The organism is Pseudomonas sp. FP2338, assembly GCF_030687515.1.
Taxonomy (GTDB): domain Bacteria; phylum Pseudomonadota; class Gammaproteobacteria; order Pseudomonadales; family Pseudomonadaceae; genus Aquipseudomonas; species Aquipseudomonas salomonii.
Genome location: NZ_CP117436.1, coordinates 5,749,494 through 5,764,245, shown reverse-complemented (window position 1 = coordinate 5,764,245; position 14,752 = coordinate 5,749,494). Strand labels below are relative to the sequence as shown.

Genomic DNA, 14,752 nt, shown 5'->3' with positions numbered 1-14,752 from the left:
ACCATGGCACGACTAAAAGAGATTTACTGGAAAGAAATCGCACCGAAGCTTAAGGAAGAACTTAAGCTTTCGAACGTGATGGAAGTTCCACGCGTTACCAAAATCACCCTGAACATGGGTCTGGGCGAAGCGGTCGGTGACAAAAAAGTCATCGAGCACGCTGTTGCTGACCTGGAAAAGATCACCGGTCAAAAAGTTGTTGTGACTTACGCTCGGAAATCCATCGCTGGCTTTAAAGTCCGTGAAGGTTGGCCGATCGGCGTCAAAGTGACTCTGCGCCGTGAGCGTATGTATGAATTCCTGGATCGTCTGCTGTCGATCTCCCTGCCTCGGGTTCGCGACTTCCGCGGCCTGAATGCCAAGTCCTTTGATGGTCGTGGTAACTACAGCATGGGCGTGAAAGAGCAGATCATCTTCCCGGAAATCGACTACGACAAGATCGATGCTCTCCGCGGTCTGGACATCACCCTGACCACCACTGCCAAGAACGATGATGAAGGTCGCGCCCTGTTGCGTGCTTTCAAATTCCCGTTCCGCAACTGATTGGAGTAGGACCATGGCCAAGATGAGCATGAAAAACCGCGAGCTGAAGCGTCAGCTCACGGTTGCCAAGTACGCCAAGAAGCGTGCAGCACTGAAAGCAATCATCGTTGATCTGAACGCAAGTCCAGAAGCACGTTGGGAAGCGACAGTTGCTCTGCAGAAGCAGCCACGTGACGCAAGCGCTTCGCGCATGCGTAACCGCTGCCGCCTGACCGGTCGTCCACACGGCGTTTACCGCAAGTTCGGCCTCGGCCGTAACAAACTGCGTGAAGCGGCAATGCGTGGTGACGTACCAGGTCTGGTTAAAGCCAGCTGGTAAGTACTTTCAACGTCCAGGCGGGCAGAATCGCAAGATACTGACCGCCGGTGACCTTGAATCTGGATCAAGCCCCTTTTGGGGCTTGTTTCATTTCCGGAGTGTGTCTAAAATACGCGGCTCGCCTGAGCCCGTGTTTTTTATGGCCGGAGATTCTCGGCGACATATGTAGCCGCAAGGCTAATTTTTTTGTATTAGGAGCGTCTAGCCCATGAGTATGCAGGACCCGTTAGCGGACATGCTAACTCGTATCCGTAATGCCCAGATGGCTGAAAAGTCCGTCGTAAGCATGCCATCTTCCAAGTTGAAGGTAGCTGTTGCCAAAGTCCTGAAAGACGAAGGCTACATTGCGGGTTATCAGATCAGCAGCGAAACCAAGCCACTGCTGTCCATCGAGCTGAAGTACTTCGAAGGCCGTTCGGTCATTGAAGAAGTGAAGCGCGTTAGCCGTCCAGGCCTGCGTCAGTACAAGTCCGCTGAAGATCTGCCGAAAGTTCGTGGCGGTCTGGGCGTGTCTATCGTCTCCACCAACAAAGGTGTGATGACGGATCGTGCTGCGCGCGCTGCCGGTGTCGGCGGCGAAGTTCTTTGCACTGTGTTCTAAGGGGGGATAAGCATGTCTCGCGTCGCTAAGAACCCCGTTAAGCTGCCAGCCGGTGTCGAAGTAAAATTCGCAGGCCAACAGCTTTCGGTGAAGGGTGCCAAGGGCACTCTTGAACTGAACATCCATTCGTCCGTTGAGATCGTTGAAGAAGCTGGTGAGCTGCGTTTCGCTGCTCGCAATGGCGATCAACAAACTCGCGCAATGGCCGGTACCACGCGTGCGTTGGTAAACAACATGGTCCAAGGCGTAAGCCAAGGCTTCGAGCGTAAGCTCCAGCTGGTCGGTGTTGGTTACAAAGCGCAAGCAAAAGGCACGGTTTTGAACCTGGCCCTTGGCTTCTCGCACCCAGTGGATTACGAACTGCCGGAAGGCATCACCGCTGAGACCCCTAGCCAAACCGATATCCTGATCAAGGGTATTGATAAGCAGCTGGTAGGTCAGGTGGCCGCTGAGATCCGCGACTTCCGTCCACCAGAGCCGTACAAAGGCAAAGGTGTGCGCTACGCGGACGAAGTCGTCCGTCGTAAAGAAGCCAAGAAGAAGTAGGGCATAGCAAATGACCGACAAAAAAGTTACTCGACTGCGTCGCGCTCGCAAAGCACGCCTGAAAATGCACGAACTCGAAGTCGTGCGTCTCTGCGTGTACCGCTCGTCGCAGCACATCTACGCCCAGGTCATCTCGGCCGACGGCAACAAAGTCCTGGCCAGCGCCTCGACTTTGGATAAAGAACTGCGTGATGGTGCCACCGGCAACATCGACGCGGCCACAAAGGTTGGCCAGCTGGTCGCTACACGTGCTAAGGCCGTGGGCGTCTCGCAAGTGGCTTTCGACCGCTCTGGCTTCAAGTACCACGGTCGCGTGAAAGCGCTGGCTGATGCTGCTCGTGAAGCTGGGCTGGAGTTCTAAGTTATGTCAAATAACGACCAAAAGCGCGACGAAGGCTACATTGAGAAGCTGGTTCAAGTTAACCGCGTAGCCAAAACCGTTAAAGGCGGCCGTATCTTCACTTTCACCGCGTTGACCGTGGTGGGTGATGGTAAAGGGCGTGTTGGCTTCGGCCGTGGCAAGTCACGTGAAGTGCCTGCTGCGATCCAGAAGGCAATGGAAGCTGCTCGTCGCAACATGATCCAAGTTGATCTGAACGGCACCACGCTGCAGTACGCAATGAAGTCCGCACACGGCGCTTCGAAGGTGTACATGCAGCCTGCTTCTGAAGGTACCGGTATCATCGCTGGCGGCGCTATGCGTGCTGTCCTCGAAGTTGCTGGCGTCCAGAACGTTCTGGCCAAGTGCTACGGCTCGACTAACCCGGTAAACGTGGTTCACGCCACTTTCAAAGGTTTGAAAGCTATGCAATCTCCTGAGTCCATCGCTGCCAAGCGTGGTCTGACTGTCAAGGAGATCTTCTGATCATGGCTACCGTTAAAGTAACGCTGATCAAAAGCATGACCGGCCGCATTCCTAACCACAAACTGTGCGTTAAAGGTTTGGGTCTGCGTCGCATCGGTCACACTGTAGAAGTCCAGGATACTCCCGAGAATCGCGGGATGATCAACAAGGCTTACTACATGCTGCGTGTAGAGGGTTAATCGATGAAACTCAATGATCTGAGTCCAGCGCCGGGTTCCCGTCGCGAAAAGCATCGTCCGGGCCGTGGTATCGGTAGCGGTTTGGGTAAGACTGGTGGCCGTGGCCACAAAGGTCAAACCTCCCGCTCCGGTGGCACCATTGCTCCTGGCTTTGAAGGCGGTCAACAGCCGCTGCATCGTCGCCTGCCTAAGTTCGGTTTCGTATCCCTGAAAGCCATGGATCGCGCAGAAGTGCGTCTGTCCGAGCTGGCTAAAGTGGAAGGCGATATCGTTACTGTGCAGACCCTGAAAGATGCCAACGTGATCAACGTCAACGTACAGCGTGTGAAAATCATGCTGTCCGGTGAAGTGACTTGCGCTGTCACTATCGGCAAGGGAATCGGCGCCACCAAAGGTGCGCGTTCGGCTATCGAAGCAGCTGGCGGCAAGTTCGAGGAATAAATGGCTAAGCAAGGTGCTCTCTCAGCGCTCGGCAAAGGCGGTATGTCTGAACTTTGGGCTCGTCTGCGTTTTCTGTTCCTGGCGATTATCGTCTACCGAATAGGCGCACACATCCCGGTTCCAGGTATCAACCCGGACCGACTCGCAGACCTGTTTCGACAGAATGAGGGGACCATTCTTAGCTTGTTCAACATGTTTTCCGGCGGCGCGCTGGAACGGATGAGCATCTTTGCACTGGGGATCATGCCGTACATTTCGGCATCGATCATCATGCAGTTGATGACCGCCGTGAGCCCGCAGCTGGAACAGTTGAAGAAGGAAGGTGAAGCTGGCCGTCGCAAGATTAGCCAGTACACCCGCTACGGCACTGTCGTTCTCGCCCTGGTTCAAGCTATCGGCATGTCCGTTGGTCTGGCGGGGCAGGGCGTTGCGTTCACTGGTGACTTTGGCTTCTATTTCGTCGCGGTATCCACGTTTGTGGCTGGTGCGATGTTCATGATGTGGCTGGGTGAGCAGATTACTGAGCGTGGTGTTGGTAACGGTATCTCGATGTTGATTTTCGCAGGTATCGTCGCCGGTCTTCCGAGAGCAATTGGGCAGTCTTTCGAGTCTGCACGTCAGGGTGATATCAATATCTTCGCCTTGGTTGCCATCGGTTTGCTGGCAGTAGCGATTATCGGTTTTGTGGTGTTCATTGAGCGTGGCCAGCGTCGTATTGCTGTTCACTACGCCAAGCGTCAGCAGGGCCGTAAGGTCTTTGCTGCGCAGACCAGCCACTTGCCGCTGAAAGTGAATATGGCCGGTGTTATTCCGGCAATTTTCGCGAGCAGCATTTTGCTGTTTCCGGCTTCGTTGGGTACCTGGTTTGGTCAGTCTGAAAATATGGGCTGGCTGCAGGACCTCTCTCAGTCGATCGCTCCTGGTCAGCCGTTGAATATTCTGCTGTTTAGTGCAGGGATTATTTTCTTCTGCTTCTTCTATACGGCGTTGATGTTCAATCCGAAAGACGTAGCGGAAAACCTGAAGAAGTCCGGTGCCTTTATTCCGGGTATCCGTCCAGGTGAGCAGTCGGCACGCTACATTGATGGCGTTCTGACTCGTTTGACCTTGTTCGGTGCTCTATATATGACGGCCGTGTGCTTGCTTCCCCAGTTCCTGGTGGTTGCAGCAAACGTTCCGTTCTACCTTGGCGGGACCTCGTTGCTGATCGTGGTCGTGGTTGTGATGGACTTCATGTCCCAAGTACAATCGCACCTCGTTTCGCACCAGTACGAATCCCTGATGAAGAAAGCCAACCTGAAGGGCTACGGCAGCGGCATGTTGCGCTGAGTACCCCATAAGGTTCGAGGAGTTGGTGATGAAAGTTCGTGCATCGGTGAAAAAGCTGTGCCGTAACTGCAAGATTATTCGCCGCGAAGGTGTTGTTCGAGTAATTTGCAGCGCGGAACCGCGTCACAAACAGCGCCAAGGCTGAGTGTGATCCGCTTGAAGCCCGGCAGCTAGTGCGCTGCCGGGTTGATTATTTGTTATTACAGCGATATTATCTCGCGCCCTATTTCTTGGCTTCCGGGGCGTAGGTAGCTGTCAATTGGAGTCCCACTGAATGGCCCGTATTGCAGGCGTTAACATTCCAGATAACAAGCACACTGTTATCTCGCTGACCTACATCTATGGTGTTGGTCGCACTACTGCGCAGAAAATTTGCGCAGACACTGGGGTAAACCCAGCCGCAAAGATCAAGGATCTGAGCGACGAGCAGATTGAGCTGTTGCGTGGCGAAGTGGCGAAGTTCACCACTGAAGGTGACCTGCGTCGCGAAATCAACATGAAAATCAAGCGTTTGATGGACCTCGGTTGCTACCGTGGTCTGCGTCATCGTCGTGGTCTTCCAGTACGCGGTCAGCGTACCAAGACTAACGCGCGTACCCGTAAAGGTCCGCGTAAGCCGATCCGCAAGTAATCGCCCACGCGAATCGACAGGAAAATTATCATGGCAAAACCTGCTGCTCGTCCTCGTAAAAAAGTTAAAAAGACAGTGGTTGATGGCATCGCCCACATCCATGCTTCTTTTAACAACACCATCGTGACCATCACCGACCGTCAAGGTAACGCGCTGTCTTGGGCTACCTCTGGTGGTTCGGGTTTCCGCGGTTCCCGCAAGTCCACCCCGTTTGCTGCTCAAGTAGCTGCTGAACGTGCTGGTCAAGCTGCGCTGGAATACGGCCTGAAAAACCTCGACGTTAACGTCAAAGGTCCAGGTCCAGGTCGTGAGTCTGCTGTCCGTGCTTTGAACGGCTGTGGCTATAAGATCGCCAGCATCACCGACGTGACGCCAATCCCGCACAACGGGTGCCGTCCGCCGAAGAAGCGCCGCGTGTAATCCAGGAGATTGTAAAGAATGGCTCGTTACATTGGTCCAAAATGCAAACTCGCTCGTCGCGAAGGCACCGATCTCTTCTTGAAGAGCGGCGTGCGCGCGATCGAATCGAAGTGCAACATTGAAGCAGCACCTGGTATCCACGGCCAACGCCGCGGTCGCCAGTCCGATTACGGCACCCAACTGCGTGAAAAGCAGAAGGTCCGTCGTATCTACGGCGTTCTCGAGCGTCAGTTCAGCGGCTACTACAAAGAAGCTGCTGGCAAGAAAGGTGCAACCGGTGAAAACCTGCTGCAACTGCTCGAATGCCGTCTGGACAACGTTGTATACCGTATGGGCTTTGGTTCGACTCGTGCCGAATCCCGTCAGCTGGTATCGCACAAATCCGTCAGCGTAAACGGCCAAACCGTTAACGTTCCGTCTTACCAGGTTCGTGCTGGTGACGTAGTCGCGATTCGCGAGAAAGCAAAAAACCAACTTCGCATTGTCCAAGCTCTCGATCTGTGTGCCCAACGTGGCCGCGTAGAATGGGTAGAAGTAGACACTGAGAAGAAGTCGGGCGTTTTCAAGAACGTTCCTGCTCGCAGTGATCTGTCCGCCGACATCAACGAAAGCCTGATTGTCGAGCTCTACTCCAAGTAAGGGCTAGAAAATAGGTGCATCCATGCAGATTTCGGTAAATGAGTTCCTGACACCCCGCCACATTGATGTGCAGGTTGTCAGTCCAACCCGCGCCAAGATCACTCTCGAGCCTCTCGAGCGTGGTTTTGGCCACACCCTGGGCAACGCGCTGCGCCGCATCCTGTTGTCCTCAATGCCCGGCTGTGCAGTAGTCGAGGCCGAGATTGACGGTGTGCTCCACGAGTACAGCGCCATCGAAGGTGTACAGGAAGACGTAATTGAAATCCTGTTGAACCTTAAAGGTCTGGCTATCAAGCTGCACGGCCGTGACGAAGTTACGCTGACCTTGTCGAAGAAGGGTTCGGGGGTGGTTACCGCTGCCGATATTCAGCTGGATCATGATGTCGAGATCGTTAATCCCGATCACGTAATCGCTAACCTGGCGTCTAACGGCGCCCTGAACATGAAGCTCACCGTAGCTCGTGGTCGTGGTTATGAACCGGCCGACTCGCGTCAGAGCGATGAAGACGAAAGCCGCAGCATTGGTCGCTTGCAGCTTGACTCTTCGTTCAGCCCGGTTCGCCGTATCGCATACGTGGTGGAAAACGCCCGTGTCGAGCAGCGTACTAACCTGGACAAGCTGGTTATTGATCTGGAAACCAACGGTACTCTGGATCCTGAAGAGGCTATCCGCCGCGCTGCAACCATTCTGCAACAGCAGTTGGCTGCGTTCGTCGACCTCAAAGGTGACAGCGAACCAGTGGTAATCGAGCAGGAAGACGAGATCGATCCGATCCTGCTTCGCCCGGTTGACGATCTGGAACTGACTGTACGTTCGGCTAACTGCCTTAAGGCGGAAAACATTTACTACATCGGCGACCTGATTCAGCGTACCGAAGTAGAACTGTTGAAGACTCCGAACCTGGGCAAGAAATCCTTGACTGAAATCAAGGACGTTCTGGCCTCCCGCGGTCTGTCCCTCGGCATGCGCCTCGACAACTGGCCGCCTGCAAGTCTTAAGAAGGACGACAAGGCGACTGCCTGATCGTCGTAATCACCGAACGTGAGTTTGGTAAGGAATGAACCATGCGTCATCGTAAAAGTGGTCGTCACCTGAGCCGTACCAGCTCGCACCGCAAGGCCATGTTTCAAAACATGGCGGTGTCGCTGTTCGAGCACGAGCTGATCAAAACTACACTGCCGAAAGCTAAAGAACTGCGTCGCGTTGCTGAGCCGCTGATCACTTTGGCCAAGACAGACAGCCTGGCTAACCGCCGTTTGGCTTTCGACCGTACCCGTTCGAAAGCTATCGTTGGTAAGCTCTTCAACGACCTGGGCAAGCGTTACGCTACCCGTGAGGGTGGCTACCTGCGCATCCTCAAGTGCGGCTTCCGCACTGGCGACAACGCGCCAATGGCGTACGTCGAGTTGGTTGATCGTGCTACTGCAGGCGAAGCTGTAAGCGCCGAGTAAGACGTCTAGCTGTAACGAAAAACCGGGCCTAGTGCCCGGTTTTTTGTGGGCGATAGAAAAGCCGTCTATATTTCCCAAGTCGCTGTCGGTTCTCTTTTTAAACAAACTCTATTCGCCCTGATGGGTGTTAGTTATTTTCTATCAAAGTCCATGATTTAATGCATTTGATGGTGTCATCTTGATGGTCAATACTCCCTCCAAGCCGATTAGCCGGCAGTTCTAAGCCTGACCTGAGGAAGATTGAGCATGAGTACAATTTTGACTACCGCCAGCGGCGCTCCCGTCGCTGATAACCAGAACTCCCGCACGGCGGGCCCGCGTGGCCCATTGCTGCTCGATGACTTTCACCTCATCGAAAAACTGGCGCACTTCAACCGTGAGAACATTCCCGAGCGTCGTGTGCACGCCAAGGGTTCAGGCGCCTACGGCACTTTTACAGTCACCCGCGATATCACTCAGTACACACGCGCGAAACTGTTTGAAGCCGTCGGAAAGCAGACGCCTACTTTCCTGCGGTTCTCAACCGTTGGGGGCGAGCGTGGTTCGGCGGATACAGCCCGCGATCCGCGTGGTTTTGCTCTGAAGCACTATACCGAAGAGGGTAACTGGGACATTGTTGGCAATAACACGCCGGTATTTTTCATTCGTGACCCGCTGAAGTTCCCTGACTTCATCCATACCCAAAAGCGTTTGCCGCAAACGAACTTGAAGAGCGGGCAGATGGTCTGGGACTTTTGGTCATGGTCCCCAGAGGCATTGCACCAGGTCACAATTTTGTTCTCGGACCGTGGCACCCCGGATGGGTACCGCCATATGCATGGCTTCGGTAGTCATACCTACAGCTTGGTCAATGCCAAAGGCGAGCGCCATTGGGTCAAGTGGCACTACAAAACCCAGCAAGGTATCAAGAACCTGACACCTGAGGAGGCAACGCGCATTGCCGGTACGGATCCTGATTACGCTCAGCGCGACCTGTTTAGTGCAATTGAACGGCGTGACTTCCCTAAATGGGACGTGTGCATCCAGATCATGACAGAGGCTCAGGCCGCTGCTCACTACGAAAACCCTTTCGATGTGACTAAAACCTGGTCGCAGCAGGAGTTTCCGTTGATCAAGGTGGCTGAGTTGGAGCTGAACCGTAATCCAGAGAATTACTTTGCTGAAGTCGAGCAGGCATGCTTCGGTCCAAGCAATATGGTTCCGGGTGTCGGTCTGTCGCCAGATCGCATGCTTCAAGGCCGGGTGTTTGCCTACGCCGATGCTCATCGCTATCGTGTTGGCACCAACCACCAGCAGTTGCCGGTCAATGCGCCAGTCATTCCAGTCAATAACAATCAGCGCGACGGTTCCATGTCCGTTGGTTTTGGTGGTGCGTCTCCAAACTATGAGCCAAACAGCTATGCCGATTCACCAAAACAAGCACCGCAATACGCCGAGCCGCGATTGGCGCTGAGCGGCGCCGCCGGTCAGTATGACCACCGTGAAGACACTGACTACACCAGCCACGCCGGTGCGTTGTTCCGTCTGATGAGCGACGCTCAGAAGGCCCTGCTGATCAACAACATTGCCGGTTCAATGGCAGGTGTTAGCAGCGACGTGATTCGGCGCGTACTTCCGTACTTTTTCGAAGCGGACCCTGCTTATGGCCAGGGCATTTCAACCGCAGTGGGCGTAACGCTTAGCTGACTCTAAACGAGAAGCAGAACCGCCCTCATTTGGGCGGTTTTTGCGTTTTTTCAGCTACTTTTCCCCGAAAAAAATCACTTTTCTGCCGTTTGTCCCGTGACCTTCGAGTCAGCATGGTTCAAACTACAGACTTTCAAGCAGGGAGATGTAGGGCGATGCAAGGTCACCCCGACGTAATCGATTACCTCAACACGTTGCTGACGGGCGAACTGGCAGCTCGTGACCAATATTTCATTCATTCGCGTATGTACGAAGACTGGGGCTTTACCGAGCTCTACGAGCGTATCAACCACGAAATGGAGGAAGAGGCACAGCACGCCGACGCGCTGATGCGCCGTATCCTGATGCTCGAAGGCACGCCGCGCATGCGTCCCGACGACCTGGACGTGGGCACCACGGTGCCTGACATGCTCGCTGCCGACCTTCGTCTCGAGTACAAGGTGCGCGCTGCGCTCTGCAAGGGCATCGAGCTCTGCGAGCAGCACAACGACTATGTCACTCGCGAGATCCTGCGCGTGCAGTTGAATGACACCGAAGAAGATCACACTTACTGGCTTGAAAAGCAGTTGGGGCTGATCAAGTTGGTCGGTCTGGAGAATTACCTGCAATCGCAGTTCTGATTTCCGTGGCTACAAAAAAGCCCCTGTCACCGCAAAGTGACAGGGGCTTTTTCATGCGCCCGATAAATCAGGCTTTGTCGCGTGCCAACAGTGGCTTCAAGTAGTAACCCGTATGCGACTGTGGCATCTCGGAGACCTGCTCCGGCGTGCCCACCGCAATGATCTGGCCACCCTTGGAGCCGCCTTCCGGCCCAAGGTCTACCAGCCAGTCGGCGGTCTTGATCACGTCGAGGTTGTGCTCGATCACCACGACCGTGTTGCCGTGGTCGCGCAAGCGGTGCAATACGTCGAGCAATTGCTGAATATCCGCAAAGTGCAGGCCCGTAGTCGGCTCATCAAGGATATACAGGGTCTTGCCCGTATCGCGCTTGGACAACTCACGGGACAACTTCACCCGCTGCGCCTCACCGCCTGACAACGTAGTCGCCGACTGCCCCAGCTTGATGTACGACAGGCCCACATCCATCAACGTCTGCAGCTTGCGCGCCAATGCCGGAACCGCGTCGAAGAACTCCCGCGCTTCCTCGATGGTCATCTCCAGGGTTTCGTGGATGTTCTTGCCCTTGTACTTGATCTCCAGGGTCTCGCGGTTGTAGCGCTTGCTCTTGCACACATCGCACGGCACGTAGATGTCCGGCAGGAAGTGCATCTCCACCTTGATCAGGCCATCGCCCTGGCAAGCTTCGCAGCGGCCACCCTTGACGTTGAACGAGAACCGGCCAGGCCCATAGCCCCGTGAGCGAGACTCTGGCACGCCGGCAAACAGTTCGCGTATCGGCGTGAACAACCCGGTATAGGTCGCAGGGTTCGAGCGGGGTGTGCGGCCAATCGGGCTTTGGTCGATATCGACCACCTTGTCCAAGTGCTCCAAGCCCTTGATGCTGTCGTGTGCGGCCGCTTCCAGGGTGGTCGCGCCGTTCAGGGCGGTGGCACTCAGGGGGAACAGCGTGTTGTTGATCAGCGTCGATTTGCCCGAGCCGGAAACACCGGTCACGCAGGTCAGCAGGCCCAGCGGAATCTCCAGGTCTACATTGCGCAGGTTGTTGCCGCGCGCGCCCTTGAGGTGCAACGCCATTTTTTTGTTACGCGGCGTACGTTTGGCTGGCACTGCGATTTTCACGCGACCGGACAGGTACTTGCCAGTCAACGAGTCCGGGTGAGCCATCACTTCGGCAGGCGTGCCCTCGGCGACAATATGCCCGCCATGCACACCCGCACCTGGGCCGATGTCGACCACATAATCGGCCAGGCGAATCGCGTCTTCATCGTGCTCAACCACGATCACCGTGTTGCCGATATCGCGCAGGTGTTTGAGCGTACCCAGCAGGCGATCATTGTCACGTTGGTGCAGGCCGATCGACGGCTCGTCGAGGATGTACAGAACGCCCACCAGGCCGGCACCAATCTGGCTGGCCAGGCGAATCCGCTGGGCCTCACCACCGGACAAGGTATCCGCGCTGCGATCCAGCGACAGGTAGTCCAGGCCGACGTTGACCAGGAACTGCAAGCGCTCACGAATTTCCTTGAGAATCTTGTCGGCAATTTCCCCACGGCGACCGGTCAGCTTGAGCACACCGAAGTATTCACAGGCATCGCCGATCGGCAGGTTGGTGACCGCCGGCAAGGTTTTTTCACCGACCCATACGTGTCGCGCCTCACGACGCAGACGCGTGCCGCGGCAGTCGGGGCAAGGTTGGGTGCTGAGAAATTTCGCCAGCTCTTCGCGCACGCTGGCCGATTCGGTCTCGCGGTAGCGACGCTCGAGGTTCGGCACAATGCCTTCGAACGGGTGCGAGCGTTTGACGATATCGCCACGGTCGTTCAGGTACTTGAAGTCGACGTTCTGCGAACCACTGCCGTGCAGGATGACTTTCTGCTGCTCGGCCGGCAGTTGATTGAACGGCACTTCCAGGCTGAATTTATAGTGCGACGCCAACGACCCCAGCATCTGGAAGTAATAGACGTTGCGCCTGTCCCAGCCGCGTATGGCACCCTCCGCCAGCGTCAGGTCACCATTGACCAGGCGCTTGATGTCGAAGAACTGCTTCACCCCCAGGCCGTCGCATGTGGGGCAGGCACCGGCCGGGTTGTTGAAGGAAAACAGCTTGGGTTCCAGCTCGCTGATCGCATGGCCGCAGATCGGGCAGGCAAAACGTGCGGAGAAGATGATCTCTTCGCCCGGCTCGTCATCCATCGGTGCGACCAAGGCAATGCCATCGGCCAGCTTCAGCGCGGTCTCGAACGATTCCGCCAAACGCTGCTGCAAATCGGCACGTACTTTGAAGCGGTCGACCACCACATCAATCGAATGCTTCTTCTGCTTGTCGAGTTTCGGCGCTTCATCCAGCTCATACAGCTTGCCGTTGATGCGCGCCCGCACAAAGCCCTGGGCACGCAACTCTTCGAAGACCGACAGGTGCTCACCCTTGCGCTCACGGATCACCGGCGCCAGCAGCATCAGCTTGGCGCCTTCCGGCTGGGCCAGTACCAGGTCGACCATCTGGCTGACGGTCTGGGCTTCCAGCGGGATGTCGTGGTCCGGGCAACGGGGAATACCTACGCGCGCATACAGCAGACGCAGGTAGTCGTAGATCTCGGTGATGGTGCCCACGGTGGAACGCGGGTTATGGGAGGTCGACTTCTGTTCGATGGAAATCGCCGGCGACAGGCCTTCGATGGTGTCGACGTCGGGTTTTTCCATCATCGACAGGAACTGCCGGGCATAGGCCGACAGCGATTCAACGTAGCGGCGCTGGCCCTCGGCATACAGCGTGTCGAACGCCAGGGACGATTTGCCCGAGCCGGACAAGCCGGTGATGACGATCAGTTTGTCCCGGGGCAGGGTCAGGTCGATGTTCTTCAGGTTGTGGGTTCTAGCCCCACGAATCAGGATCTTGTCCAAGATGGCCTCGCACGGCGGGCGTAAATAATGCCGGAGTATACGGCTAAAGACTGGATGAATATACACTGTCAAAGTGCCGGGTGCAGCCTTACATGAAAGCTGCGCGGCAAAGCGCCGCATATACCCTCTCAATCGATGGGACTGGTAGAATCGCCGCCGGTTCACACGAGGTTTTTCCATGCACGATCCCCACAGCGAACGCATGAGTAGCGGCGAGACCCGAGCAGCAAGCGGTCTGGCCCTGGTGTTCGCGTTCCGTATGCTAGGCATGTTTATGGTGTTGCCGGTGCTGGCGACCTATGGAATGGATCTCGCAGGAGCGACCCCCGCACTGATCGGCCTGGCGATTGGCGCCTATGGCCTGACCCAGGCGCTTTTTCAGATTCCGTTCGGGATCATTTCCGACCGTATCGGCCGTCGTCCCGTCATCTACCTGGGGCTGATCGTGTTCGCCCTCGGCAGTGTGCTCGCGGCGCAATCCGATTCGATCTGGGGTGTGATTGCCGGGCGCGTCCTACAGGGCGCCGGGGCGATTTCCGCTGCAGTGATGGCGCTGCTCTCGGACCTGACCCGCGAACAACACCGCACCAAGGCCATGGCCATGATCGGCATGACCATCGGCCTGTCCTTCGCCGTTGCGATGGTGGTTGGCCCCTTGCTGACCCGCGCCTTCGGTTTGCATGGGCTGTTCCTCGCCACCGGCGGCATGGCGTTGTTCGGCATCGTGATCGTGGCCTTTATGGTGCCGCGCTCTACCGGCACGCTGGCGCACCGTGAGTCGGGCGTTGCACGCAAGGCGTTACTGCCGACGCTCAAGCACCCGGACCTGCTGCGCCTGGATTTAGGTATCTTCGTGTTGCACGCAATGCTGATGTGCAGCTTCGTTGCGTTGCCCCTGGCACTGGTCGAAAAAGCCGGTTTGCCCAAGGAACAGCACTGGTGGGTGTACCTCACCGCCTTGCTGATTTCGTTCTTCGCCATGATCCCGTTCATCATCTACGGCGAGAAGAAACGCAAAATGAAACGAGTTTTGCTCGGCGCCGTCGCGACGCTGATGCTCACTGAGCTATTCTTCTGGCAGTTCGGCGACAGCCTGCGGGCACTGGTAATGGGTACGGTGGTGTTTTTCACCGCGTTCAACCTGCTGGAGGCATCACTGCCTTCGCTGATCAGTAAAGTTTCACCGGCCGGCGGCAAGGGCACGGCGATGGGGGTGTATTCCACCAGCCAGTTCCTGGGTTCTGCGCTTGGCGGCATCATGGGCGGCTGGATGTTCCAGCATGGCGGTTTGTCGGTTGTGTTCCTCGGATGCGCCGGGCTGGCTGCACTTTGGCTGGCCTTTGCTGTTACCATGCGCGAACCTCCGTACGTCACAAGCCTGCGCCTGCCGCTGTCGCCCGAAGCAATTCGTGAAGCTGGCCTGGTAGAGCGCCTGAAGGCCGTCGTTGGGGTAACAGATGCAGTGGTGGTCGCTGAAGAGGCGGCCATTTACATCAAATTGGACACCGAATTATTGGATCGCGCGACGCTTGAGCAACTGGTCAATCCAGTGCCGACAGCGCGCCCAGCCTAGGAGAAC

19 protein-coding genes are annotated in these 14,752 nt (G+C 56.2%); 18 read left to right on the top strand and 1 reads right to left on the bottom strand.

What is annotated here, in order from left to right; translation table 11 throughout:
• Positions 1 to 3 precede the first annotated feature (3 nt).
• The 17 genes from rplE to bfr all read left to right on the top strand — a co-directional run bounded on the left by rplE (position 4) and on the right by bfr (position 10,271).
• A complete protein-coding gene (rplE, locus tag PSH96_RS26135) occupies positions 4 to 543 on the top strand; it encodes a 50S ribosomal protein L5 (RefSeq protein ID WP_003176415.1) in 540 nt (179 codons plus the stop codon).
• 13 nt (positions 544 to 556) lie between these two features.
• Positions 557 to 862 carry a 30S ribosomal protein S14 gene (gene rpsN, locus PSH96_RS26130; protein ID WP_003176414.1) on the top strand — a complete coding sequence of 102 codons (306 nt, stop codon included), beginning with the start codon at positions 557 to 559 and terminating at the stop codon, positions 860 to 862.
• A 208-nt stretch (positions 863 to 1,070) separates the two neighbouring features.
• Entirely contained in the window at positions 1,071 to 1,463 is a 393-nt protein-coding gene (gene rpsH / locus PSH96_RS26125; RefSeq protein WP_010566853.1) for a 30S ribosomal protein S8, read from the top strand.
• A gap of 12 nt (positions 1,464 to 1,475) precedes the next feature.
• Complete coding sequence (gene rplF, locus PSH96_RS26120; protein ID WP_003176412.1) at positions 1,476 to 2,009, top strand: 50S ribosomal protein L6; 534 nt, start codon at positions 1,476 to 1,478, stop codon at positions 2,007 to 2,009.
• Between the two features lie 10 nt (positions 2,010 to 2,019).
• On the top strand, positions 2,020 to 2,370 hold the full coding sequence (gene rplR, locus PSH96_RS26115) for a 50S ribosomal protein L18 (RefSeq protein ID WP_017135964.1): 351 nt from the start codon (positions 2,020 to 2,022) through the stop codon (positions 2,368 to 2,370).
• Between the two features lie 3 nt (positions 2,371 to 2,373).
• A complete protein-coding gene (gene rpsE / locus PSH96_RS26110; protein ID WP_003176409.1) occupies positions 2,374 to 2,874 on the top strand; it encodes a 30S ribosomal protein S5 in 501 nt (166 codons plus the stop codon).
• A gap of 2 nt (positions 2,875 to 2,876) precedes the next feature.
• Positions 2,877 to 3,053: a 50S ribosomal protein L30 gene (gene rpmD, locus PSH96_RS26105; protein ID WP_003176408.1), complete on the top strand. Its 177-nt coding sequence runs from the start codon at positions 2,877 to 2,879 to the stop codon at positions 3,051 to 3,053.
• Between the two features lie 3 nt (positions 3,054 to 3,056).
• Positions 3,057 to 3,494: a 50S ribosomal protein L15 gene (gene rplO / locus PSH96_RS26100; protein WP_305456066.1), complete on the top strand. Its 438-nt coding sequence runs from the start codon at positions 3,057 to 3,059 to the stop codon at positions 3,492 to 3,494.
• A complete protein-coding gene (secY, locus tag PSH96_RS26095) occupies positions 3,495 to 4,823 on the top strand; it encodes a preprotein translocase subunit SecY (protein ID WP_016969470.1) in 1,329 nt (442 codons plus the stop codon).
• Positions 4,824 to 4,851: 28 nt separating this feature from the next.
• Complete coding sequence (rpmJ, locus tag PSH96_RS26090) at positions 4,852 to 4,968, top strand: 50S ribosomal protein L36 (RefSeq protein WP_002555468.1); 117 nt, start codon at positions 4,852 to 4,854, stop codon at positions 4,966 to 4,968.
• A gap of 129 nt (positions 4,969 to 5,097) precedes the next feature.
• Positions 5,098 to 5,454, top strand: coding sequence for a 30S ribosomal protein S13 (gene rpsM, locus PSH96_RS26085; protein ID WP_003210063.1), 357 nt, complete (start codon positions 5,098 to 5,100; stop codon positions 5,452 to 5,454).
• Between the two features lie 30 nt (positions 5,455 to 5,484).
• Entirely contained in the window at positions 5,485 to 5,874 is a 390-nt protein-coding gene (rpsK, locus tag PSH96_RS26080) for a 30S ribosomal protein S11 (RefSeq protein WP_002555466.1), read from the top strand.
• A gap of 18 nt (positions 5,875 to 5,892) precedes the next feature.
• Complete coding sequence (gene rpsD / locus PSH96_RS26075) at positions 5,893 to 6,513, top strand: 30S ribosomal protein S4 (protein WP_003210056.1); 621 nt, start codon at positions 5,893 to 5,895, stop codon at positions 6,511 to 6,513.
• A gap of 22 nt (positions 6,514 to 6,535) precedes the next feature.
• Positions 6,536 to 7,537, top strand: coding sequence for a DNA-directed RNA polymerase subunit alpha (rpoA, locus tag PSH96_RS26070; RefSeq protein WP_003176403.1), 1,002 nt, complete (start codon positions 6,536 to 6,538; stop codon positions 7,535 to 7,537).
• A gap of 41 nt (positions 7,538 to 7,578) precedes the next feature.
• Positions 7,579 to 7,965: a 50S ribosomal protein L17 gene (rplQ, locus tag PSH96_RS26065; protein ID WP_007918448.1), complete on the top strand. Its 387-nt coding sequence runs from the start codon at positions 7,579 to 7,581 to the stop codon at positions 7,963 to 7,965.
• 246 nt (positions 7,966 to 8,211) lie between these two features.
• On the top strand, positions 8,212 to 9,651 hold the full coding sequence (locus PSH96_RS26060) for a catalase (protein ID WP_370694317.1): 1,440 nt from the start codon (positions 8,212 to 8,214) through the stop codon (positions 9,649 to 9,651).
• Positions 9,652 to 9,806: 155 nt separating this feature from the next.
• On the top strand, positions 9,807 to 10,271 hold the full coding sequence (bfr, locus tag PSH96_RS26055; protein WP_015886133.1) for a bacterioferritin: 465 nt from the start codon (positions 9,807 to 9,809) through the stop codon (positions 10,269 to 10,271).
• A 67-nt stretch (positions 10,272 to 10,338) separates the two neighbouring features.
• On the opposite strand, the gene uvrA is transcribed toward bfr, so the two are convergent.
• Positions 10,339 to 13,173 (bottom strand): excinuclease ABC subunit UvrA, encoded by a 2,835-nt coding sequence (uvrA, locus tag PSH96_RS26050; RefSeq protein ID WP_065930321.1) that lies wholly within the window; start codon positions 13,171 to 13,173, stop codon positions 10,339 to 10,341.
• A 178-nt stretch (positions 13,174 to 13,351) separates the two neighbouring features.
• Between uvrA and PSH96_RS26045 the strand changes: the two genes are divergently transcribed.
• Positions 13,352 to 14,746 carry an MFS transporter gene (locus PSH96_RS26045; protein ID WP_305456061.1) on the top strand — a complete coding sequence of 465 codons (1,395 nt, stop codon included), beginning with the start codon at positions 13,352 to 13,354 and terminating at the stop codon, positions 14,744 to 14,746.
• Positions 14,747 to 14,752 lie beyond the last annotated feature (6 nt).